The organism is Streptomyces luteogriseus (genome assembly GCF_014205055.1).
Lineage (GTDB): Bacteria > Actinomycetota > Actinomycetes > Streptomycetales > Streptomycetaceae > Streptomyces > Streptomyces luteogriseus.
The window spans coordinates 7852832-7876150 of record NZ_JACHMS010000001.1 but is presented as its reverse complement, the minus strand read 5'-3'; the positions used below and the strand labels follow the sequence as shown (position 1 = coordinate 7876150).

17 protein-coding genes are annotated in these 23319 nt (G+C 71.6%); 8 read left to right on the top strand and 9 right to left on the bottom strand.

Annotation, left to right across the window (positions count from 1 at the left end; translation table 11 throughout):
* Window positions 1–22: 22 nt before the first annotated feature.
* Together BJ965_RS34980 and BJ965_RS34975 are read right to left on the bottom strand one after the other, a co-directional pair.
* Window positions 23–2845, bottom strand: coding sequence for a hypothetical protein (locus BJ965_RS34980; protein ID WP_246546150.1), 2823 nt, complete (start codon window positions 2843–2845; stop codon window positions 23–25).
* A gap of 785 nt (window positions 2846–3630) precedes the next feature.
* Window positions 3631–4497 carry an N-acetylmuramoyl-L-alanine amidase gene (locus BJ965_RS34975; RefSeq protein ID WP_313667506.1) on the bottom strand — a complete coding sequence of 289 codons (867 nt, stop codon included), beginning with the start codon at window positions 4495–4497 and terminating at the stop codon, window positions 3631–3633.
* 989 nt (window positions 4498–5486) lie between these two features.
* On the opposite strand from BJ965_RS34975, the gene BJ965_RS34970 reads away from it, so the two are divergent.
* On the top strand, window positions 5487–5816 hold the full coding sequence (locus tag BJ965_RS34970) for a hypothetical protein (protein WP_184914703.1): 330 nt from the start codon (window positions 5487–5489) through the stop codon (window positions 5814–5816).
* Between the two features lie 652 nt (window positions 5817–6468).
* Window positions 6469–7860, top strand: coding sequence for an MFS transporter (locus tag BJ965_RS34965; RefSeq protein WP_184914700.1), 1392 nt, complete (start codon window positions 6469–6471; stop codon window positions 7858–7860).
* A gap of 51 nt (window positions 7861–7911) precedes the next feature.
* Here BJ965_RS34965 and BJ965_RS34960 read toward each other — a convergent pair whose 3' ends face one another.
* The 4 genes from BJ965_RS34960 to lnt form a co-directional block, all read right to left on the bottom strand.
* The gene (locus BJ965_RS34960; protein ID WP_184914698.1) at window positions 7912–9816 is read right to left on the bottom strand and encodes a helix-turn-helix domain-containing protein; all 1905 of its coding nucleotides are present in this window, start codon (window positions 9814–9816) and stop codon (window positions 7912–7914) included.
* Between the two features lie 76 nt (window positions 9817–9892).
* Window positions 9893–10693 (bottom strand): 3-hydroxybutyrate dehydrogenase, encoded by an 801-nt coding sequence (locus BJ965_RS34955; RefSeq protein ID WP_184914695.1) that lies wholly within the window; start codon window positions 10691–10693, stop codon window positions 9893–9895.
* A gap of 54 nt (window positions 10694–10747) precedes the next feature.
* Window positions 10748–11227, bottom strand: coding sequence for an NUDIX hydrolase (locus BJ965_RS34950; RefSeq protein WP_184914692.1), 480 nt, complete (start codon window positions 11225–11227; stop codon window positions 10748–10750).
* 68 nt (window positions 11228–11295) lie between these two features.
* Entirely contained in the window at window positions 11296–12912 is a 1617-nt protein-coding gene (gene lnt, locus BJ965_RS34945; protein ID WP_184914689.1) for an apolipoprotein N-acyltransferase, read from the bottom strand.
* Window positions 12913–13196: 284 nt separating this feature from the next.
* On the opposite strand from lnt, the gene BJ965_RS34940 reads away from it, so the two are divergent.
* Window positions 13197–14204 (top strand): O-antigen ligase family protein, encoded by a 1008-nt coding sequence (locus BJ965_RS34940; RefSeq protein ID WP_313667504.1) that lies wholly within the window; start codon window positions 13197–13199, stop codon window positions 14202–14204.
* 101 nt (window positions 14205–14305) lie between these two features.
* Here BJ965_RS34940 and BJ965_RS34935 read toward each other — a convergent pair whose 3' ends face one another.
* Window positions 14306–14860, bottom strand: coding sequence for a hypothetical protein (locus BJ965_RS34935; protein ID WP_184914681.1), 555 nt, complete (start codon window positions 14858–14860; stop codon window positions 14306–14308).
* A gap of 113 nt (window positions 14861–14973) precedes the next feature.
* Window positions 14974–15759 carry a glutamate racemase gene (locus tag BJ965_RS34930; RefSeq protein ID WP_184914678.1) on the bottom strand — a complete coding sequence of 262 codons (786 nt, stop codon included), beginning with the start codon at window positions 15757–15759 and terminating at the stop codon, window positions 14974–14976.
* 39 nt (window positions 15760–15798) lie between these two features.
* Between BJ965_RS34930 and BJ965_RS34925 the strand changes: the two genes are divergently transcribed.
* Window positions 15799–16989, top strand: coding sequence for a glycosyltransferase (locus BJ965_RS34925; protein WP_184914674.1), 1191 nt, complete (start codon window positions 15799–15801; stop codon window positions 16987–16989).
* Between the two features lie 16 nt (window positions 16990–17005).
* Here BJ965_RS34925 and BJ965_RS34920 read toward each other — a convergent pair whose 3' ends face one another.
* Window positions 17006–18280, bottom strand: coding sequence for a TerD family protein (locus BJ965_RS34920; protein WP_184914658.1), 1275 nt, complete (start codon window positions 18278–18280; stop codon window positions 17006–17008).
* A gap of 297 nt (window positions 18281–18577) precedes the next feature.
* On the opposite strand from BJ965_RS34920, the gene BJ965_RS34915 reads away from it, so the two are divergent.
* The 4 genes from BJ965_RS34915 (at window position 18578) to BJ965_RS34900 (ending at window position 23310) form a co-directional block, all read left to right on the top strand.
* Window positions 18578–19006 carry a DUF6643 family protein gene (locus BJ965_RS34915; RefSeq protein WP_184914640.1) on the top strand — a complete coding sequence of 143 codons (429 nt, stop codon included), beginning with the start codon at window positions 18578–18580 and terminating at the stop codon, window positions 19004–19006.
* 44 nt (window positions 19007–19050) lie between these two features.
* Complete coding sequence (locus BJ965_RS34910; RefSeq protein WP_184914636.1) at window positions 19051–19878, top strand: MOSC domain-containing protein; 828 nt, start codon at window positions 19051–19053, stop codon at window positions 19876–19878.
* A gap of 164 nt (window positions 19879–20042) precedes the next feature.
* Window positions 20043–20648 carry an Rv1733c family protein gene (locus BJ965_RS34905; RefSeq protein ID WP_184914632.1) on the top strand — a complete coding sequence of 202 codons (606 nt, stop codon included), beginning with the start codon at window positions 20043–20045 and terminating at the stop codon, window positions 20646–20648.
* Between the two features lie 226 nt (window positions 20649–20874).
* Window positions 20875–23310 (top strand): right-handed parallel beta-helix repeat-containing protein, encoded by a 2436-nt coding sequence (locus BJ965_RS34900; RefSeq protein ID WP_184914629.1) that lies wholly within the window; start codon window positions 20875–20877, stop codon window positions 23308–23310.
* Window positions 23311–23319 lie beyond the last annotated feature (9 nt).

The window sequence follows — 23319 nt, the reverse complement described above, 5'->3', positions numbered from 1 at the left end:
CCAGAACGGTCCCTGCCATGACTCACACCCCTGTGAAGGCTCGGCAGTAGTCCTGCCAAGGGAACTGCTCCCCCTGCGGTCCGAGTGCCGTCTCGACCGACGACGCATGAGCCCGGTTCGGTGCCGCGGAGAGAGCGAGGTCCCCGGCGAAGGCGAGCTGAGGCGCCTCGAAGCTCTTGTGGCATTCAAGGGTCACGGACGTGGACCAGAATGTGAGGTCCACGGTGATGACCAACTTCGCTGACCCGCTCAGCTTGTTGGTGTCAGTGGAGTAGGTGAGGCTCATCGTCAGCTCGATCGAAACTCCGATGAGTCCGAGCACCCGCACGCTGCCGCCGACCCGCAAGTAGCCGGTGATCTCGACCCCGTCCCCGGCCTTGCTGCAGACGACACCACCGAAGGCGTGCACCTCTCCGGATGCGATGCCGAAGTTCATGGCCACGGCGGCACCGAACTCGATGCCTCCCACGAAGCGCTGCAGACCTGCGCCCGGGCCTCCGGCGCTCACGCCCAGCTCCAGGTAACCGCCACCGCCGAGTCCGGAAACGGTCACCAGGAACGGACGTTCCCGCGTTCCGAAGGCGAAATCAATCGTGATCGGTTTATTGGTCAGCGACAACGTGACGCCGGATTCGAGCAGGAGATTCTGAACGGTGAAGACCATGAGAGGGACGGTGGGCACACTCACCGAATACGTCGCCTTGACCTGTGCCGCCGACGCCTCGATCCGGGGCCCGCCGTTCAACGACTTCAGTATATCCGTGGCCAGGGTCCCCAAGAACCCGAGCTCTCCCTTGAGCTCGGCCGAGACGAGGTCGAACGTGAGGTGCGGCCGCTCACCCGAGTTAGCGGTGAAGCACACCTCCCGGAAGACCAGGGACACCAGCGCCGCATCGTGGGACGGAATCTCCAGCGAGAAGTCCGTCATTCTGCCGGTCGTGCACAGGACGGGCCGACCGGAGTCGAGAGTCGACACCGCCTCCAGGGAAATGTACGACTTCAAACCGGGATAGAAGGGCGCGAGCTTCTGCCTCAGATCCTCCTTCCACGTCAAGGTCGCCGACGGTGTGCCGGGCACCTGTCCCCAGACGATCTTCGGCTTGCTCGTGATGCGGGAGACGATGTCACGCAGGGGCACGATTCCGAACAGCGTCGCGTCGGCACTGAACAGGTCGCGTGGATTGACAACCGGCCCGGCGACCACCGGACCCAGCACCCGGTCGATCTGATTCACCGACATGCTTGGCGCCGCGAGCAGCCCTGCCCGCTCCCCCGCCGCACCGAAGTCGAGAGTTCTGCACTCCAGAAGGTTCAGCATCGCCTCGGGTGGCACCGCACCGGGCCTCGTCCCTAGGAACGCGTCCGTGAACGCGGCGGGAATGGGCGGCGTGGGACCGATCAGCTGCCGCACGGCGGGCAGCCCGACCTCCAACCGTGTCACCTTCGGGTAGAACTTCACTGAGCCTACTGAGCCTGGAAGGGATTGCACGCTCACGCCGCCAAAGGACATGGACTGCACCTCCTGCACCGCGCCCTCCAGCGGCTTGGTCGGCGACTGCATGGCGAGCGGGATGCTGCGGCCGACCACCGCCGTCGGCCGACCCATGTCGCGGCGGGCCGCCGTGCGCGGGCCCCGGGCGTACTCGGCGTCCAGTACCGCGGCACTGGCGGCTCCCGTCGCGGCATCGCCGACGAACAGCAGCGGCAGACGCAGGGAGACGGTTTCCTGACCGGCGCGCGCCAGAGCGGTGAACTGGACTTCCGAGCCGCCGCGCGTCGGCCAGAACCCCCACCCGTCGATCCAGGACGGCGTGTCCAGCCCCGTGATGTGCTGCGGCTGGATCGTCACGTGCTGGAAGGGGAACGCCCGCTCATGCGTGCCGCCCGCCCCGATGCCGTAATCGCGGTCCGGCTCGGTGACAACGAGGATCTCGCGTTTACGCAGGGCCGCCAGGGCGGGCGGGCCCTGCTCGAAGCGCCGTTCCGACAGCCGTATGTAGGTTGCGCGGTGTCCGAAGGGGAACAGGACGCCCTGCACCGCCACCTCGACGTGGATGTCCCGTCCCATCGCGGTCCGATGGCTCCACGCGAGCTCCGGCCATCGGACGGAGGCGGAGAACCAGGCTCCGTACTGGCTCATGATCAGGCGGTCGACCGCCACTGGCGAGTCCGCGTTCCGGACCGCGGCGGCCACGATCTTCTCCACCCACCCGCTCAGCGGTGTGCCGAGACCGGACGCGTCGGGCAGAGCCCGGTAGGGCCGGATACTCAGTCGCCCGTCACCGTCGGGACCGGTGAGCCTGCTGTGCCACAGCTCGGTGGCGCCGCCCGTGCCCAGGGCCGGAGACGTCCGGTGCACACACCTGGTGCCTGCCTGCAGAGTAGACAGCATCCGCCACGGCAGTTCGATCCTGCTCACCTCACGCCCGTCCGTGTCCGGCGCGGTGACCAGCGGGAAGCGCTTCATCGCGTCCAGCACCCCGTCGACGGAGAGCACGACGGAGTCCTGGCGGACGGCGAAATGCAACTGTGAGGAATCGGCCATCACGCCCCGGCTCGACGTGCCGGACTCAAGCACGGACTCGGCAATGTGCTGGGGCGGAAGGTCCACGATCAGCCGTCCGCCAGGCCCCTCGCCCACCAGCTCGACCACGCCGTCCGGCCGCACCTGCTCCCGCAGACCCACAGATCTCACTTTCAGCATCACCAAGTCCTCCGGGCGCAGCACCCGGTACTCGTCCGCCGCTGTCTCCCCCTTCCACACGTCGATGAGCTGCCAGTCCGACCAGGTGCGACCGTCGGACGACCGGTGCATCACCGCCGCGCCCGTCCACAGGGCGAACACGTCGGTGCGGTCGGCGCCCCAGGAAACCGCTGCTAGAGGTGCTGCGCCGGCTCCGTCCCCCGTCACCAGATCCCCGCCCAGGTCCTCCCAGGCCGACCGCCCGTCCAGTGCGCGATGCCACAGTCCCCGGCCGCCGACCGCGAAGAAGTCCCGCTCCGTCGCCGCGAACCCGGGGGAAGGCCGCCCGTCCCCGGGGGGTTGCCCTAGGTCGTCCCAGGCCGTCGCACGGCCGGCCTCGTAACGCCCGCGGAGGAAGCCCCCCTCCCGGGCGCCGGCTGCGAAGACATCGAACCGGTGGGGACCGACCGGGACCGCCTCAAGTCGCCCGCGGGCCCGCGGGCCTGGGCGGAGTGCGCCTTCGTCGCCGTCCAGTCGCCTGTGGACGATCTCCGTGAAGCGAACACCCGCATAGTAGAAGACGTGCAGGCTTCCGGGACCGGGCGCGGCAGCGGTGAAGCCGCCCGTGGCGGAGTACCGGGCGAGCGTTCCGCGCGGCGTCCACGACGTCCAACTGTCGCCCGCGCATTCCCGGTGCCACAGTTCGTGCGCGCGGCTGAGGGCGAGCAGTTCGATCCGGCCGGGGCCGCTCGACGTCGCGGTCAGCCAGTCGCCCTCGGGTGCCCCCGGCGTCGGCCAGGGGCACCCGAGCGGCCGCCATCGACTCCATGTCCTGTCGAACACCTTGTGCCACACGCCACCGTCGTCGACGCCGAGAAAGACATCGAGCCGACCGGGTGCCGGTGAGCACGCGGAGAGCACCGTCATGGCTGGCTCCTCGGCGCTGGTTACAAAGTCCGGTAGCCGGCCGCGCCGGCCGTTGTTGCGAACGCGTCTTCCGGCGGGGTCTCCAACAGGCGGCCGCTGTAAGCCTCCACGCGGTCGATGTAGTAGTCCCACGGGAAGTGCGGCCCCGGGTCGGTATGGTCGTTGCCCGGTACGTTGTAGTGCCCGCCGAAGCCGGTGAACCAGTCGCGGGTATTCGCGTCGAGCGGCACGTCGATCGGAATTCCGTACAGGGCGCACAGGTAAGCGGACAGTTCCGCTGAGGAGTCGAGCATCTCTTCGGTCCAGTCGCCGGGGCCGGTGGCGCCCGGATACCCGAATTCGTGCTCGATGCCGAAGTACACACTATTGCCGCTCTTGCAGTGCCAAGCTTTGTACTTCCCGTCCCTGGGGCCCTCGGCGTCGGGGTCGGGCAGCGGAACCATCTGGATCCGGCGTCCGTCCCTGGCGACGACGAAGTGCGCCGAGACCTGGGCCGCGGGGTTCTGCAACCAGCCGACGGCGCCGTCGTACCGGCCGGCGGTGTAGTGGATGACGATGCCCCGGGGGGCCATCAGGCTGCCACCCGACCGGTTCGGGCTGTTCCGGTACCCGACGTCCGGCCGCGCCAACTCACGCAGATTCCGGTGCGCCCCGATGAGCTCCGGTGACGTACCGTCCGTCCCGGCATCCTCATGGACGACGTGGTAAGCGCCGGCCCTGTGCCGTGGCTCGAAACCAGCGTTGTGGTTGAGGGAATCCTGGTGCGCTTGGTCCTCCCGAAGCCAGATCTCCCCGACGAAGACCTGTTCCTGCGGGCACCACACGGCCCAGAAATCGCCCGCTCCGTCACTCAACGAACTGACGGAGCCGTTTCGGTACTGCTGCACACTCGGCATACTCATCAGAGTTCGGCCTCCACGAGAGGGCTGCCGGAAGGGCGAAGAAGGCGAATCGAGGCGGAATCAGCGTTCCGGCGAGGTCGTTGCACCGTTGAACCGCGCTTTACGTCGCCCCTTGGCGCCCGTGCGAACGTCTGTCCAATTCACCATTTTGCCCACGATCCAGGCAGGTCGCAAGCGCAGTGATCACTTGGTCCCCGGCTCAGCAATTGAGTCTGCCCGGGCCGCCGAAGACCAGGTATGTGCCCCGGATGCACCGGAGTTGCTAGTCGCGTCGATGCCGTAGCAGTTCGCGGACGTGGGCTCGCAAAAGGAGGGCGGACTCGGCGCAGGCGCGGGAGATGATGACGTCGGGCCTCGGACAGATACTCTGAACGGCGCCGCCTCCTGGGCGGTTCACCAGTTGATGCCGATTGTATTGCCGGACCGCGGGTCCCAGCCTCGGACGCCGGTGACATTCTCCTCACCCTGGCCGGTATAGCGGTACCACCGCACGATGCCCGTCTGGTCGACCCCATACATGATGTGAAGGGTCGTGCTCGCCGTTGCCGTTGTGGGCGTACCAGAGCAGATCCCCGTTCTGAGCGACGGCGAATACCTTGAAGAAGTCCGGCCCGGTGCTGGAGGAGCGGCCTGCCTGTGGAGCGACGAACACATGGCGGACGTTCTGCCATCCAGCAATCTCACCTTCGCCCCCGGCCGGAGCCGGGCGGACTTCTTCGGAGAGCGGATCGTCGGCGGTTATGTCGTCGCGGAAGCCAAGGGCCCCTCAGGCCCGCTGACGAAGGAGCTGCGCGAAGCCATGGAGGAACAGAAGGGGACAGTCAAGACCATCAAGGGCGAAGCGCCGAAGGTCGCCTACGCGAGCGCGGTGCACTTCTCTCTCTCCCCCCCACAGCGCCACGTGTCTAACGGCGATCGCCCCGGACACAGCCGACCCTCGCGCCGTAGACCTCTCCGTCGACCCGGACCTACATGTGCTGGCCTACTACGCGCCGTTCCTCGACGAACCACTCATTCTGGGCGACTACGTCGTGGCGGGCTTCGCGGCGCTCGGCGTGACGCTCGGGGTCTTGGCGCCGGTGCTGCAGCGTGTGGAACGGGCGGCTCGACGCAACGGAATCGCGGGCCTTCGCGGCGACATCCTGGGCCTGCTCGCCCGCCACCGTCCTCGCCAGGAGCGCACGCGCTACGTCGGCGGCACTCTTTTCGCGGCAGCCTGGCCGGTTCCCGAGGACCGGCGCCCCCCTGGCCGTCGGGACAGCGACGTACTCCCGACTTCCTGCACGAGGCGTTCCGCAGCATGAACGAGGAGGACGACTGGCGGGCAGAGCCCGTGAAGGAGGGAGACCTCGACTGGCGGGATCTGTCCCCTGCCAGGGGCTACGTACCGGGAATCCTTCCCCAGGGTGATCTCCTTGAGGGCTGAGGCATGGACGGCCGCCGGGCACCCTACGGCCGCTGCAGATTCACCGACGTGGCGCGGACGCCGCCGACAGCTGCTGGCTTGGCGTGAGCCGCTCCACCATCACGCGTCCAATCGGTCAAGTGCGGCACCCGCTGGCAGGCCGGGGCCGCCCCGTCGCCCGGACATCCGGGGGTCGAATTGCTCCGGCGCGCGCGCCAAACCAAAGAGACGCAGGGACATGCGCTCTCGGTACTCCTCCAACTCTGAGTCGATCAACCCCAGATGGCCGAGTTCAACGGAGCGTAGTAAGCACCAAGTCAGCACGGGAGTCAGCACCGCACCGTCAAATCACTCCGAACCGCGCGTCACGAACAGCACTCGTTTCGACCACCTTCGAGCCCCAGAACGGGCCCTGTCGTGAGCCGGCATGGTGGCCACACGCATAGCCAAACCTCGAACTATGTTGCCCCGCCACATGTGCGCCTGACCTGCACGTTTCTACGGTGTGGCGACACGTACCCGTCCCCACCGCACACGAGGAAGTGGCGTCCATGGCCTCCGCAACCCCCGCTCCCCCACCCCCCGCCAGCCTCAAACGCATCGTCGCCGCCAGCCTCATCGGCACCACCATCGAGTGGTACGACTTCTTCCTCTACGGCTCCGCCGCCGCGCTCGTGTTCAACAAGCTGTTCTTCCCGGACTCCGACCCGCTCGTCGGCACCCTGCTGTCGTTCCTGACGTACGCGGTCGGGTTCGCCGCCCGGCCGCTGGGCGCGCTGGTGTTCGGGCACTACGGCGACCGACTCGGGCGCAAGAAGCTGCTGGTGCTGAGCCTGCTGCTGATGGGCGGGGCCACCTTCGCGATCGGGCTGCTGCCCACGCACGCCTCCGTCGGGACGGCCGCGCCGGTCCTGCTCACCGTGCTCCGGCTGGTCCAGGGGTTCGCGCTCGGCGGTGAGTGGGGTGGTGCCGTGCTGCTGGTGTCGGAGCACGGGGACGCCCGGCGGCGCGGGTTCTGGGCGTCGTGGCCGCAGACCGGGGCGCCGGCGGGGCAGCTCCTCGCCACCGGTGTGCTGTCCCTGCTCACGGCCCTGCTGTCGGACGCCGCGTTCGGCAGCTGGGGCTGGCGCATCCCGTTCCTGCTCTCCGGGGTGCTGGTGATCGTCGGTTTGTGGATTCGTCTGTCTGTCGATGAATCGCCGGTCTTCAAACAGGCGTTGGCACAGACCGAAGCGCGCAAGGCGGACGTCGCCGCGGAGTCCGAGAAACTGCCCCTCGTCTCCGTGCTGCGGCACCATTGGCGTGACGTCCTGGTCGCCATGGGCGCGCGGATGGCGGAGAACATCAGCTACTACGTCATCACCGCGTTCATCCTCGTCTACGCCACCACCTCGGCCGGTGTCTCCAAGCAGACCGCGCTCAATTCGGTGCTGATCGCCTCGGCCGTGCACTTCGCTGTGATCCCGGCGTGGGGCGCGCTGTCCGACCGGGTCGGCCGCCGGCCCGTGTATCTGATCGGTGCGGTGGGGATCGGGCTGTGGATGTTCCCCTTCTTCTCGTTGATCGACACCGGCGGCTTCGGCAATCTGATCCTCGCCGTCACCGTCGGGCTGGTGCTGCACGGGGCGATGTACGCGCCCCAGGCCGCGTTCTTCTCGGAGATGTTCGCGACGCGGATGCGCTACTCCGGCGCGTCGATCGGCGCGCAGTTCGCCTCGGTCGCGGCGGGGGCGCCCGCGCCGCTGATCGCCACCGCGCTGCTGTCCGACTACGGCAGCTCGACTCCGATCGCCCTGTACGTCATCGCCGCCGTCGTGCTCACGGTCGTGGCGGTGGCGGCGGCACAGGAGACGCGTCACCGGGACCTGGCCGACGTCGCTCTTCCCCCCGGACAGGGCGCGGACCGGACGGCCGCCGCTCCGGAGGACGCCCGCACCCCCTGACCCTCCGGAAACAGCTGCTCTCCGGCCCCCGTACGTACCCGCGTACGGGGGTCAGTGCTGTGCCGGCGCCGACAACCGGTGCAGGCGCAGCGCGAGCTGGATCTCCAGGGCCCTGGCCGGGCTCTGCCAGTCGTCGCCGAGGAGACGGCCGACGCGCTCCAGGCGCTGGGCGACCGTGTTCACATGGACGTGCAGTTCGTCCTTGGTGCGGGCAGGGCTCATACCGCAGGCGAAGTACGCGTCGAGGGTGCGCAGCAGTTCCGTGCCACGCCGCCGGTCGTAGGCGACGACCTGGCCGATGGTGCGGTCGACGAAGCCCGGGATGTCCCGGTCGCCGGCCAGGAGCAGCCCCAGGAAACCGAAGTCCTGGGCGGCGGCCCCGTCCCCCGCACGGCCGAGCACGCGCAGGGCTTCCAGGCAGCGGCGGGCCTCTGCATAGGCCGTGGCCACGGTCTCGGGGCGGGTGGCGAGGTCCTCGGCGGGTGCGGAGGCGCCGACGGTGACGGGTGCGTGGACCGCTGTGCCCAGGTGCCGGGCGGCGCGCCGGGCCACATCGGTCGCGGTGTCGCCGGGGCCGAGGGGCAGCAGCAGGACGGTGCCCCCGTCGCGCGCGGCGGCCAGGCCGTGCCGGGTGGCGGCGAGGTGGGACGCCGCCGCCGCGAGGCGTCTGCGGGCGTCCGCCTCCTGCTCGGCGTCGGCCGCGGTGCCCTCCAGCCGTGCGGCCAGCACCACGTGGCACGCGTCGAGGTCGGCGTGCAGCCTGGCGGCCCGCTCCCGCAGCAGGCGCGGGTCGCGGTCGCGGGCGTCGAGGAGGTCGTCCAGCAGCTCACCGCGCACGCGCTGTTCGGCCTCGGCGGCGGATCTGCGGGCCAGGAGCAGCAGGGAGGTGACCATGGCGGCGCGCTCCAGGGTGCGCTGATCGACGGGGTCGAGCCCCGGGTGCCCTCTCAGGACCAGTGCGCCGAGCAGTTCGCCGCCGGCGGCGACGGCGGCGATCCAGTCGTCCTCGTGCAGCACCGCGTGCCCCTCCGCGCCGGACTTCTCCAGGGCGCCGGCGGGCGCGGCGGCGGCCTCGGCGAACTCCACCGTGCCGTCGAGGATCTCGGAGACCGCGGCGGCCACGTCGTGCACGCCGCCGCCGCGCAGGACGAGTTCGGCGAGCCGGTCGTGCACGTCGGAGGCGCGCTCGATGACGCCGCTGCGGTCGCGGATGATCTCGTTCGCCCGCTCGAGGCCGGCGAGGGCCGACCGGGTCTCGGCGAGCAGGTTGGCGGTGTCGATGGCGGCCGCGGCGAGAGCGGCGAAGGATCCGAGCAGGGCGATCTGTTCCCGCTCGAAGACCCGGGCACGGCGGTCCGCGGCGAACAGCACGCCGATGACGTGGTGCCCGAGCGTCAGCGGCACGCCGAGGATGGCCACCAGGCCCTCGTCCCGCACACCCGCGTCGATGGTGAGGGTGTGCTGGAAGCGGTCGTCCTTGAAGTAGTCGTCGGTGACATAGGGGCGCGCGGTCTGGGCGACCAGGCCGCCGAGTCCCTCGCCCATGCCGAGCCGCAGCTGCTGGAACCGGGCCGCGACCGAGCCCTCGGTGACCCGCATGTAGGTGTCGCCGCGCTCCGTGTCGTGCAGGCTGAGGTAGGCGACGTCGGTGCCCAGCAGCGAGCGGGCGCGCTGCACGATCGCCTGGAGCACGGCGTCGAGGTCGCGCAGTCCGGCGAGGTCGTGGGCGGTCTCGAACAGGGCGGACAGCTCGGCCTCGCGCCGGCGTCGCCCCTCCAGCTCGGCGCGCACGCGCAGGGCGAGCGGCTTGGCCTGCCGGAGCGCGGCGATCCACTGCGCCGGGCGTCCTTCCGCACGCGCGAGCAGCTCCGGCTGCTCATAGGCGTCGGCCGACGCGCCCCGGGCCAGGAGCTCGAGGAACGGCATTTCGGCGGACTGCACGTGATCGCTGGACATGCTCACAGGATTCACCATGACCGGCCCGTCCCGTCAGCCCTGTGGACAACTCCTCCGGGCGGACGGGAGCGGCTGTTCAGTGGGCGGTCCAGCCACCGTCGAGCACCAGCGAGGTACCGGTCACGAAGGACGCCTGCGGACTGCACAGATACGCCACCGCCTCGGCGACCTCCTCGGGTTCGATGAGCCGTTTGACGGCACTGTCCTGCAGCAGCACCTCGGACAGCACCCGTTCCTCCGGGATGCCGTGCGCCTGCGCCTGGTCGGTGAGCTGTTTCTCGACCAGGGGGGTGCGCACATAGGCGGGGTTCACACAGTTCGAGGTGACTCCATGGGGCGCGCCTTCGAGGGCGGTGGTCTTGGACAGTCCCTCCAGGCCGTGTTTGGCGGCGACATAGGCCGACTTGTAGGCCGAGGCGCGCAGCCCGTGGACGGACGACACGTTCACGACGCGGCCCCACCCCTGCCCGTACATGTGGGGCAGGGCGCCGCGGATGAGCCGGAACGGTGCCTCCAGCATCACGGTGAGCACCGTGTGGAACACCTCGGGCGGGAACTCCTCGATGGGGCGCACCAGTTGGATCCCGGCGTTGTTGACGAGGATGTCGGTGCCCGCGGCGGCGAGTTCGGCGGCGTCCAGGTCGGTGAGGTCGAGGACCTGCGGCTCCACCGTGCCGGCGAGGCCGCGCCCCTGGTCGGCCAGCGCCTCCAGGCCCGCGGCGTCCCGGTCGACTGCTCTGACCTTGGCCCCGGCGGCCGCGAGCCGCAGCGCGCAGGCACGGCCGATGCCGCCGGCGGCGCCGGTGACGAGCGCGGTGCGGCCGCCCAGGTCGAGCGGGGAGGCTTGGGGGGCCGGGAGGGCACGGGGCACGGTCATGGTGCGACCCTAGGCAGCGCCCCAGCCCCACCCCATGTGGTCACGCCCCATAGTTCAGCCGGAGGCAGTGGGGTCGAACCATGTGGGGTCGTCCGACAGGGCCTGCTTGATCCGGAGCAGGCCGAAGTCGTTCAGCTCGGGCAGTGCGTCGACGTCGAACCAGGCCACGTCCAGCGACTCGTCGTCGTTGACCCGTGCTTCACCGCCCACGGCCCGGCAGCGGAAGGTGATGTCCATGTACTGACAGGTGTCGCCGTTCTCGTACGTGACGGGCTGCAGGGCCTGGACGACGACGACCCGTTCGGCGACGCACCGTACGGCCGTCTCCTCGTAGACCTCCCGCACCGCGCAGGCCGCGGGCTGCTCCCCCGGGTCCGGGATGCCGCCGAGCACGGACCACTTGCGGGTGTCGGCGCGGCGGTTGAGCAGCACTCTGCCCTCGTCGTCGAAGACGAGGGCGGTGACCCCGGGGAGCCAGAGCAGCTGATGACCGGCCGAGGCACGGAGCGTGCGGATGAAGTCGGGAGTAGCCATGCGGTCGACCCTAATGGGCCGCTTCCGGCGCCCTGGCGTGATTCGGGCTGCGTGCGGACGGCGTACGGCTACGCGTCACCGTCGCGTCGCCCGCGCAGCCCGGCGCCGACGGCCCAGCCGAGTCCGCCGGCCGCGACGAGCACGAGGGCGATCTCCGGCAGGATGCCCAGCCGGGTGGCGGGGGTCTGCGAGGACCGCAGCGGCACCTTCTGCACGAGGGAGTCGGCCACGAACATGCCGGTCTTCTGGGTGATCCTGCCGTCCGGCATGATGATCGCGCTGACCCCGCTGGTCACCGGCACCGTCACGGTCCGGCTGTGCTCGACCGCGCGCACCCGGGACATGGCGAGCTGCTGGTAGGTCATCTCGCTGCGGTCGAAGGTGGCGTTGTTGCTGGGCACGGAGATCAGCTGGGCGCCGTCGGTGACCTCGGAGCGCACGGTCCAGTCGAAGGCGGCCTCGTAGCAGGTGACGAGGCCGACCTTGGCGCCGTCCATGGTGAACACACCCGGCTTGGTGCCCCGGCTGAAGTCCTGGCGGACCATCGCCGTCCAGTTCTCGTTGATGGCGCCGATGAGCGAGCGCAGCGGCAGGTACTCGCCGAACGGCTGGATCTGGCGCTTGTCGTAGGTGTCGACGGGGCCCTTCGCCGGGTCCCACAGAATCTGCTCGTTGTACAGCTTGCCGTCCCGTTCGACGACGCCGCCGACCGAGATGGGCGCGCCGATGGACTTGGCGGCCGTGTCGATGACGGTGCGGGCGTCGGGGTTGGCGAAGGGGTCGATGTCGGAGGAGTTCTCCGGCCACAGCACGAAGTCGGGCCGCGCGACCTTGCCGGCCTCGACCTCGGCGGCCAGTCGCTCGGTCTCGCGCGCGTGGTAGTCGAGTACGGCCCGTCGCTGGGAGTTGAAGTCGAGGCCGGCTCGGGGCACGTTGCCCTGGATCACCGCGACGGTGGCATGGCCGTCCTCGGCCGTGTCGCTGACCAGCGGCCGGGCCGCGACGGCGCCCACGACGGGGACGGCCAGACTCAGCACGCCCATGGCCGCCGCGGCGCGCCGTACCTCACCGGTCCGCCGCCACCGCACGGCGAGCCGTACGACTTCGTACAGTCCGAAGCCGCACAGGACGACCGCGAAGCCGAGGACCGGCGTACCGCCCACCGCGGCGAGCGGCAGGAACACACCGTCCGCCTGACCGAACGCGATCTTTCCCCAGGGGAAGCCGTTGAAGGGCGCACGTGCGCGTGCGGCCTCTCCGGCGATCCACACGGCGGCCGCCCACACCGGCCAGCCGGGCAGCTTCGACACGGCCGCGATTCCGGCGCCGACCCCGGCGACGAAGAGGGCCTCGATCGCCACCAGCGCGAGCCAGGGCCCCGGCCCGACCTCCACACCGGTCCACACCAGCAGCGGCAGCAGGAAACCGAGGCCGAAGAGGTAGCCGAGCCCGAGTGCCGCCTTCCAGCCGCGGCCTCGCAGCACCCAGCCGAGGACGGCGAAGGCCGGCAGGGCCAGCCACCACAGCGTGCGGGGCGGGAAGGAGACGTAGAGGAGCAGGCCGGAGAGCGCGGCTGCGGCGGCCGGGACGAGACGCACGAGCCGCCGGGCCCACGTCCGCGCCCCGGGCGCGATCCGCGGCTCCAGCTGGTCCGACTCGCCGACGGAGGTTGCGGTGACGGTCACTCCCGGAGTGTAAGGCGCGTGACCTTGAGGCCGACAGCGCGGTAGGCGCGGCGGACGTCCTGTTCATTTCGTCACGACACATCCCCAAACCGCCCACAAGCCGTTACGGTGTGGCCAGCCTCAGTCGTACGGCCCCTGTTGGCCGGTGCGACCGGGGTCTTCACAGGTCGGGGGCTTTGGTTGCGCCGGGGGGGGCGGGCGGGGTGGGTTCCAGTGGGGTGACGTCCGTGTCCGGGCCGGACACGGACGGCGAGAGACGAATCGTTTCTGACACGGCGGGGGTCGTGGTGCTGGGCGCCTGCGCCGCCTGGTCCCTGATCACGGCGGCCGTGCACGACGGCAGGCCGGAGGGCGTTCTCCTGGCGGTGCTGGCGGTGGCCGCCGGGTACGCCGCCGGGCGGATCGGCGGGGCCCTGCTGCCGGTCGGCGCACCCGTCGCCGGAGCACTGGCCGGCATCGCGCTGACGGTGGCCGTTCCGCACCTCGCTCCGGGCCCGCAGATCGCCGCACCCCTCGGGCACGCCGGGGCCACCGCCGCCGTACTGACGTTGTCGGCCGGTGCGGCGTGCTGTGCGGCCTGGGCGGCGCCGGTTCCGGCCGTTCGCTTCGCCCTGCGGCTGCTGGCCGCGGGGACCGCGGTGCTGGCGGCCCTGCTCGGCTCGACCAGTGGCGTGGTGACCTGTCTCGCGGTACTGGTGTGCTCGCTGGCCGCCGGCCGCATCCGTCACCGCGGCTCCGCCATGGCCGTACTGGCCACGGTCGCCGCCCTGGTGACGGGTCTGATCTGGGCGGTCGCCGCACGGGCCGTACCGGGCGGGTTCGTGGCGGCTCTGGAGGGACGCCTCACACCGCACCGCGTGCAGTTGTGGCAGGACGCATGGCGTCTGCTCGGGGACGACACCGCGCTGGGGGCGGGACCGGGCCGCTTCGGGGAGCTGAGCGCGACGTCCGCCCATGTGCTGCTGTCCGACGGCAAGCCCCACTCGGCTCCCCTGCAGCAGGCGGCGGAACAGGGGATCGTCGGGGTGGCCCTGCTGGCGGCGGCGTTCGGCTGGGTCCTGTACGCGCTGTGGCGCGGCCCGCGCCCGACCCCGGTGGCACTCACCGCGGGCGCGGCCCTGACGGCGCTCGCCGCCATCGCCGGGATCGGCAACGCGCTGAGCTTCACGGCGGTGTCGGTGGGGGCGGGCCTGCTGGCGGGCATGGCCACGGCACGCCCCCTCGCCGACGAACAGGCGGGCCGCACTCCGGACATGCGGGCACGCGGCGCGGGGCACACCACGGCGCGGTGACCGGTCGGATGCCCGGTTCTCGACCGCGGCTCCGGGGTGGCCGGTGATCACAGCCAGTGACCACGTTCGTTGATCACTGCCGGTGACGAACGCCCGGCGTTTCAGTGCGCGGGAGCGCCCGGCTTGGAGGGCCGCAGCCGCGCCTCGATCACCTGTACGGCGGCCTCCGCGTCGTCCACGGTGATCGTGAAGGTGTGCCCGTCCCACAGCTCCAGCTCGACGCCCTCACCGCGTCGCACCACCACCGCGGTGCCCTTCTCGGGCCGCCAGCGGTAGCCCCAGCCACCCCAGTGGCGAGGGGTGACATGCGAGATGTACGTGGCGCCGACCACCTCGGAGAGCGGGATACGGCGGCGGGGAACGCCGATGTGGCCGCAGCGCACCTCGAGGTGCTCCTCGTCGACCCGCAAGGCGACGTGCACGAACGCGAGCGTTCCGAAGAGGACCAGCAGTCCGGCGGCGATGCACCCGACGACGGCCATGACCAGCGGGGCGATGCCGGACGTCCACGCGGAGTCGACGGCGAGCTCGACACCGAGCGCCATGCACGCGGCGCCCACGAGCGCCAGCAGCCACTGCACCCGGTTGGTGGCGCGGCCGGTCCACACGTCGGTGTGCGGGTGGGGGGCGTTCTCGCCGTGGCGGTGGTCCCTCATGCCTTGAGGGTACTCAGGATTCGCTCCGCTGGTACCCCGTGGCGGAGCGTGACTGCGCCGGGCGGGCGTCGCGCCGGTCCGGCCGGCCGGTGACCGTCGGTGACGTGTTCCGGTCAGCGCGCGGGCGTGACCGCCTGCAGCAGACGCCCTTCGGCGTACGCCAACGCGGAGGTGGGCAACACGCCCTCGCGGCCGCTGAGCAGCACGGTGAGCGTGCCGTGCGGAGTGGCCCCCGGGGCGGGCTGTTCACCGAGCCGGCGCAGGGCCTGGGCGGCCACGGCTCCCGCGGAGCCGTGCAGCACGAGGGGCGCACGGCCGGGGCGCTGGACGGCGGTCCGGATGCGCTCGGCGACCAGTTCGTAGTGGGTGCAGCCGAGGACGACGGTGGTCACGTCGTCCGGGGTGAGGGCGGCGGCCGCGGACACCGCCGCGTCGATCGCCGCCTCGTCCGCGTGCTCCACGGCCTCGGCGAGACCCCAGCACGGCACCTCGGTGACGGGCACGCCGCCGGCGAAGTCCCGGATGAGGTTCTGCTGGTAGGGGCTGCCGGTGGTGGCCGGGGTGGCCCAGATGGCGAGGTGCCCGCCGCCGGCCGCGGCCGGCTTGATCGCCGGGACGGTGCCGACGACCGGGATGTCCGGTTCGAGGCGGGCGCGCAGGGCGGTGAGGGCGTGCACGGTCGCGGTGTTGCAGCCGACGATCAGGGCCTCGGGGCGGCGCGCGGCGGCGGCTTCGGCGACGGCCAGGGCGCGCTCGGTGAGGTCCTGCGGGGTGCGCGGGCCCCACGGCATGCCGTCGGGGTCCAGGGAGAGCACGAGATCGGCGTCGGGGCGCAGCCGCCGTACCGCGGCGGTGGCCGCCAGCAGACCGATTCCGGAGTCCATGAGCGCGATCTTCACCCGATCACGATAGACGATGAGCCGTCCCGGGCAGGCCGGGTGGTGCAGACTGCGCGCGTGAGCGCCGTTGTGTGGACTGCTGCTGGATCACTGCTCGCCTGGCTGTGGCTGCTGCTCTGTCAGGGCTTCTTCTGGCGCACCGATGTGCGGCTGCCGTCGCGCACGGAGCAGGAGGAGTGGCCGTCCGTGTGCGTCGTCGTCCCCGCCCGTGACGAGGCGGCCGTGCTGCCCGCCGCGCTGCCTTCGCTGCTCGCGCAGGACTATCCGGGGCGGGCGGAGATCTTCCTCGTCGACGACGGCAGTGCGGACGGCACCGGTGATCTGGCGCGTGAGCTGGCGCGCCGGCACGGCGGGCTGCCGCTGACCGTGGGATCGCCGGGTGAGCCACCGGCCGGCTGGACCGGCAAGCTGTGGGCGGTGCGGCACGGCATCGGGCTGGCACGCGCGCGTGATCCCGAGTACCTCCTGCTCACGGACGCCGACATCGCGCACGCGCCGGACAGTCTGCGGGAGCTGGTGGCGGCGGCCCGCTCCGGTGGGTTCGACGTCGTCTCCCAGATGGCACGGCTGCGGGTGGAGAGCGTCTGGGAACGGCTCGTGGTGCCGGCGTTCGTCTACTTCTTCGCGCAGCTCTACCCCTTCCGTCGGATCGCCGGGACGGGGCGGACGGCGGCCGCGGCAGGGGGCTGCGTGCTGCTGCGGGCGGATAGCGCCGAGCGGGCACGGATCCCGGACGCGATCCGGCACGCCGTGATCGACGACGTGGCGCTCGCGCGGGCCGTCAAGCGCGGCGGCGGCCGCGTCTGGCTGGGGCTCGCCGAGCGGGTGGACAGCGTGCGGCCGTATCCGCGGCTGCACGACCTGTGGCGCATGGTGTCGCGCAGCGCGTACGCCCAACTGCGGCACAACGTCCTGCTGCTGGCCGGTACGGTCGCCGGGCTGGCGCTGGTGTATCTGGTCCCGCCGGTGGCGGTCCTGTCGGGCCTCGCCGCCGGCCGTGCGCCGGCCGCGCTTCTCGGAGGTCTCGCGTGGCTCGTCATGGCGGGGACGTACGTCCCGATGCTCCGCTACTACCGGCAGCCGCTGTGGCTCGCTCCCCTGCTGCCGTTCACCGCGTTCCTCTATCTCCTCATGACGGTGGATTCGGCGGTGCAGCACTACCGGGGGCGGGGGGCGGCCTGGAAGGGCCGCACCTACGCGCGCCCGGACGCCATGCCCGACGAGGGCTGACGGCCGACGTGAGGGGTCATTTCCTGCCGGGGGTCCAGTTCATGCCCCACCCGTAGGCGTGGTCGACGGTCCGCTGCGGGCTCACCCCGCGGTCGGGCACCAGGTAGCGGGCCTCACGCTGGACGATCAGGTCATCGCCGGTGTTGGTGATCAGGGCGAGCGCGCACACGAGGGAGGGGACCGTGCACTCGTCGAGGGAGAAGTCGATCGGCGCGCCGTGCTGCGGCCGGAGCGTGACCGAGGCGTGCAGGTCGGCGAAGGAGCGGGCGCCCTCGTAGATGGTGACGAAGACGAGGATGCGCCGGAAGGCGTTCTTGTGGTCGAGGTTGACGGTGAGGTTCTCCCCCGTCGACACGGCGCCGGTGCGGTCGTCGCCGTCGAGGTGGATGTACGGGGGCTGGTGCAGCGCTCCGAAGCTGTTGCCGAGGGCCTGGACGACGCCCTTGCTGCCGTCGTTGAGTTCGTACAGCGCGCACAGGTCGAGGTCGAGGTCGGAGTGCATCGCCGTCGGGCGCCCGAACTTGCTGCTCCATCCCGAGAACTGCTTGCGCACCTCCCAGTTGAGGTTCACGTGCAGGGCACCGGAGGTGCCGCCCTGCTTGGTGAGGGAGACGGAAGGGGACGCCTTGGTGAGCGTCACCTTGGTGAGGCGGACGGGCGCGGCAGGCGGGGGCGGCGGCGCGGACCGGGGCATCGGCGGGGGCGTGTACGCGGCGGCCGGTGGAGCGGCGGGAGGCGCCGGAGCCACGACCGGTGCGGGTGCCGCTTGCTGGGGCTCGTCCACCGTGATGCCGTAGTCCGTGGCCAGCCCTTCGAGTCCGCTGCTGTAGCCCTGGCCGACGGCGCGGAACTTCCAGGCGCCCTGGCGGCGGTAGAACTCGCCCAGCACGAAAGCGGTTTCGGTGGTGGCGCCCGGGTTGTCGAAACGTGCCACCGGCGTGCCCTGGGCCGCATCCTGGACCTCGATGTACAGGTCGGGGACCTGTCCGAACGCGCCGCCCTCGGAGGAGGCGGCGAGGACCAGCGTCTCGATCTCGGGCTCCACGCGCGCGAGGTCGACGAGGAGCGTGTCGGTCACCCTGCCGCCGGCGTCGCGCTTGCCCTCGTGCCGGACGGCGCCGGAGGAGTGGGCGGGCTGGTTGTAGAAGACGAAGTCCGCGTCCGAGCGGACCTTGCCGCTCACCAGCAGCAGAGCGGAGGTGTCGGCGTCGGGCACTCCGGGTCCGGTTCGCCATCCCAATTCCACCCGCAGCGCCGCGGTGGGCACCGGAGTGTTTGAACCTTTCAGCATTTGCATGTCCGCCCCCATTGCGTGTCACCCCGCCAGGCCCGTCCCGGCCGTTCGTCGAGTTCCGTGCGCACAACCTATTCCTTGCCGCGGCGAAGTCCCACGCACCACCGCACGGCAGACCTGCCGCCAACCGCCGGTAACCGGCCCGGAACTCGGCTTTTACACGATCAGGCCCCCGTTCGGCGCCCCTTTTTGCCGAGTTCGCTCGCATTGGGGATCCCGGGTCACTGCGGACACGGAAAACAACCCTCTTATCGGTCTCCCCAACCAGCACATCGTGGGCTTAACTTATGTGCCATGACCTCCCCCCGCTCCACCTATGGCGGCGGCTACTACTCCGCCTCCTTCCCGGACACCCCGATCTACGACAGGCTCGTCGCCGAGCGGGGCACCCCGCAGATCGCCCCGATCCGGGTCCCCGCTCAGTACGACATGCCGGGCAGCCACCTGCCCGCGCTCCCTTCGGCGCTGCCGGCCCTTCCGGCAGCTCCCTCCCAGCCCGCCTACGGCTATCCGCAGGCGCAGCAGCCCGCACCGCTGCAGCAGGCGCCCGCGGCGTACATCCCGCAGCAGGCCACCGCTCCGCGCGGCTACCCCGGCCCGCAGCCTCAGCAGCCGCGTCCGGCGGCCCCCGCGGGCTACGAGGCGATGCGCCCCGCTGCTCCCCGGCCGGCCCCGGCTCCCTATCAGGACCCGTACAACAACCAGCAGTACCGAGGGTACTGAGCCGGCCTCCGGGGGCTGTCGGTGCCGACTGGCACGATGGCCCCATGGGGAACGCTCACCTGCACTCGATCCACGTCCATCCGGTCAAGGCGGTCCGGGGCGTCACGCCCCGGGAGGCCGACGTGGAGCCCTGGGGACTGGCCGGGGACCGGCGCTGGGTGCTGATCGACGACGGGGGAAAGGTCGTCACGCAACGCCGGCTGCCGCGCCTCGCGCTCGTCGCCGCCGAGCCCCGGCCCGGTGGCGGCGTACGTCTGTCCGCGCCCGGCATGACGTCGTTGACGGTGCCCGTTCCCCGGCCGTCCGTCACCGTGCCGGTGGAGATCTTCCGCGACAAGGTCGAGGCGGTCGAGGCCGAGGGCGAGGCCGCGCACGCCTGGTTCAGCTCCTGCCTCGGCATCGCCGTACGCCTGGCCCACATGGACGATCCGGCCACGCGCCGACCCGTCGCCCCGGAGTACGCGCGGCCCGGTGAGACCGTCTCCTTCGCCGACGGCTTTCCGCTGCTGCTCACCACGACGGCCTCGCTCGACGCCCTCAACTCCCTGATCGCGCGGGGCGAGTACGCCGGCGAGGGACCCCTGCCGATGAACCGCTTCAGGCCGAACGTGGTCGTGGCGGGCACCCTCGCCTGGGCCGAGGACGACTGGTCGCGCCTCACCATCGGGGACGTACCCTTCCGCGTGGCCAAGACCTGCGGCCGCTGCGTGGTGACCACCACCGACCAGGACACCGGCGAGCGCGGCCGCGAGCCCCTGTTCAGCCTGGGACACCACCGCCGCCTCGGCGGCAAGCTGGTCTTCGGGCAGAACCTGGTACCGCTGTCGCGCGGCACGATCCGGGTCGGGGACCCGGTCGGAAACCTCGAATAGCCCTGCGGGCGGGGGCGGGAACCGTGCCGCGGGTCCGGGCGTTGGGCTTGTGTGAGAAATTCGTGAGAGGCCCTGGGGAGAGGTGACGTGGCTCTCTCTTCGACGGGTCCGTGCGTGGACGGCTCCGCCGGGGAGTATCACGGAGCGGGAAGGGGGTGCATGCGGTGCGAGCGATCAGGGGGCTCTGGCGCTGGCGGCGCAATCCGCTGTGCCGCGCGACCGACCTGGCCGAGGCCTGGGTGGCACTGGCCGCCCTGCTGCTGATCCTGCTGGCCGCCCCGGTGGCCGGCTCGCTCGTCGGGGAGACGGCTCAGGACGCGCTGCAGCGTTCCGTCCGGTCACAGCACGAGGCGCGCCATCTGGTGACGGCCACGGTGGTCCGCAAACTGGACCGCTCCCCGCTGGACGCCGACCCGGAGACCTCGTCGGGCAGGGATCTGCGCAACCGCGTCCTCGCCGACTGGACCGCGCCGGACGGCACCCCGCACCAGGGCCCGGTGCTGGCGAGCCTCAAGGACCCGCAGCGGGGCGACACGGTCCGGATATGGACCGACCGGCACGGCCGGATGGTGGCCCGCCCGCTCGACTCCGCGACGGCCTCGACGCACGCGGTCCTCGCCGGCTTCGGCGCCGCCCTGGCCACGGGCGGTCTCATAGAGGGCGGCAGACGGCTGATCGTCTGGCGCATGGTCCGACGCCGGTACGCCCGTTGGGACCAGGCATGGGACAGGGCGGGCCCGGACTGGGGCAGGACGGGCACCGGCAGCTGACCGCCTTCCGGCTCTGGTCAACCCACCACCCGCGCGCACGCTACGGTGGTCCGGCCGAACCGTTCGGCACAACCCGCGCGCGAGCGAGCCTCAGGGACGCGCCGGTGTCGATGCCGCGTGCGCGCCAGGCCCGACGGGCCGGGCGGTCGCGGTCGCGACCCCGGGCTGGAGCGCCCCGACGGCGGACGAGCCATCAGTACGACCGAGGTGGGGGCACAGCTACACCATGGCACAGGGCACGGTCCAGGTGACGCACACCGGCACGTCGCGGTGGCGGCGCCGCACGGGTGAGTACCCATCGCTCGCCGCCGCCCTGGAGGCCGCGGCCGACGGAGACGTCCTCACCGTCGCGCCCGGCACCTACCGGGAGAACCTCGTCCTGCAGCGCGCGGTGACCCTGCGCGGTCCCGAGGGCTCCCCCGGGTCGGTGCGGATCGCGCCCGTTGACGGTGTGCCGCTCACCGTGCGCGCATCGGCGGTGGTGCAGGACCTGCACGTGGAGGGCCAGGACGCGGCCGCCCCCGCGGTGCTGGTGGAGGAGGGCACCCCCGAGCTGCGGGACGTGCGGGTCGTGACGCGGTCGGCGGCCGGCATCGAGGTGCGCGGCAACGCCCGGCCCACGGTGCGGCGCTGCGCGGTCGACAACCCGGCGGGCATCGGCATCGCCGTACTCGACGGCGCGGGCGGGGTGTTCGAGGAGTGCGAGGTCGTCGCGGCCGGCCAGGCGGGCGTGGTGGTGCGCGGCGGCGCCCATCCCCGCCTGGAGCGCTGCCGGGTGCACCACACCTCGGGCTCGGGTCTGTCGGCGACCGGGGAGAACTCCGCGCTGGAGGCGGTGGGCTGCGAGATCTACGAAGTCCGGGGCAGCGGTGTGCACATCACCGGCCGGGCCACCGCGCACCTCACCGACTGCGACGTGCACCGCACGACGGCCGACGGGGTCACGCTCGACACGGACGCCGTGCTGACGCTGGCCGACTGCCGGATCCACGACATCCCGGAGAACGCGGTCGACCTGCGTTCTCGCTCCGTTCTCACGCTGACGCGCACCACGGTGCGGCAGTTCGGGCGCAACGGCCTGTCGGTGTGGGACCCGGGCACCCGCGTGGACGCCAACCAGTGCGAGATCTTCGACAGCACGGGCGACTACCCGGCGGTGTGGGTCAGTGACGGCGCCACCGCCGTCCTGGACTCGTGCCGGGTGCACGACGTGCCGGACGCGCTGTTCGTGCTCGACCGCGGCTCGCGCGCGGACGTCGTCGACACCGACCTGTCGCAGGTGCGCAACACGGCCGTGTCGGTGAGCGACGGCGCGACCGCGCAGCTCGACGACTGCCGCATCCGGGACGCGGCGACGGGCGCCTGGTTCCGCGACCACGGCAGCGGTGGCACGCTCAGCAACTGCACGGTGGACGGCACCCAGACCGGCGTGATCGTCACCAAGGGCGCCGACCCCACCGTGGAGCGCTGCACGATCGACTCCCCCGCGGAAGCCGGTGTCTACGTCTCGGCGGGCGGCCGGGGCAGCTTCCTGAACTGCCGGGTCACGGGCAGCGGCGGCTACGGCTTCCACGTGATCGACGGCAGCCGTACGACGCTGCGGAAGTGCCGCACGGAGCGGTGCGCACGCGGGGGGTACGAGTTCGCGGACAGCGGCGCGGACGCCGCGTCCGGAGCGAGCCCGCTCGTCGAGGACTGCACGAGCGACGAGAGCGCGGGGCTGCGTGAGCCCGCCACGCGGGAGGCTGCCGTGCAGACGGCGAGCCACTCCCCCGGTCTGCTGGGCGGGGTCCCGGGACAGCGCACCGAACCGGAGCCTCCGGCGCCGGTCGCCGAGCCCGAGCAGCCCGCCCGCTCCTCCAAGGACGTCCTCGGTGAACTCGACGCGCTGGTGGGCCTGGAGAGCGTCAAGCGCGAGGTGCGCGCCCTCACCGACATGATCGAGGTCGGCCGGCGCCGGCAGCAGGCCGGTCTGAAGGCGGCCTCGGTCAAGCGGCACCTGGTCTTCACCGGCTCCCCCGGCACCGGCAAGACCACGGTCGCGCGGCTCTACGGCGAGATCCTCGCCTCTCTCGGTGTGCTGGACAAGGGTCATCTGGTGGAGGTGTCCCGGGTCGACCTGGTCGGCGAGCACATCGGCTCGACGGCGATCCGCACCCAGGAGGCCTTCGAGAAGGCGCGCGGCGGCGTGCTGTTCATCGACGAGGCGTACGCGCTGTCCCCGGAGGACGCGGGCCGCGACTTCGGCAAGGAGGCCATCGACACGCTGGTGAAGCTGATGGAGGATCACCGGGACGCGGTCGTGGTGATCGTCGCGGGCTACACGGCCGAGATGGAGCGCTTCCTGTCCGTCAACCCGGGCGTGGCGTCCCGCTTCTCGCGGACCATCACCTTCAGCGACTACGGCCCCGAGGACCTGCTGCGGATCGTCGAGCAGCAGGCCGATGAGCACGAGTACCGGCTGGCGCCGGGCGCGGCGGAGGGCCTGCGGAAGTACTTCACGGTGCTCCCCAAGGGCCCGGCGTTCGGCAACGGCCGTACCGCACGGCAGACCTTCGAGGCCATGGTCGAGCGGCACGCGAGCCGGGTCGCCCAGCTTCCGGAGCCGAGCACGGACGATCTGACGCTGCTCTACGCCGAGGATCTGCCCGAGCTGCTCTGAGGATGAGCC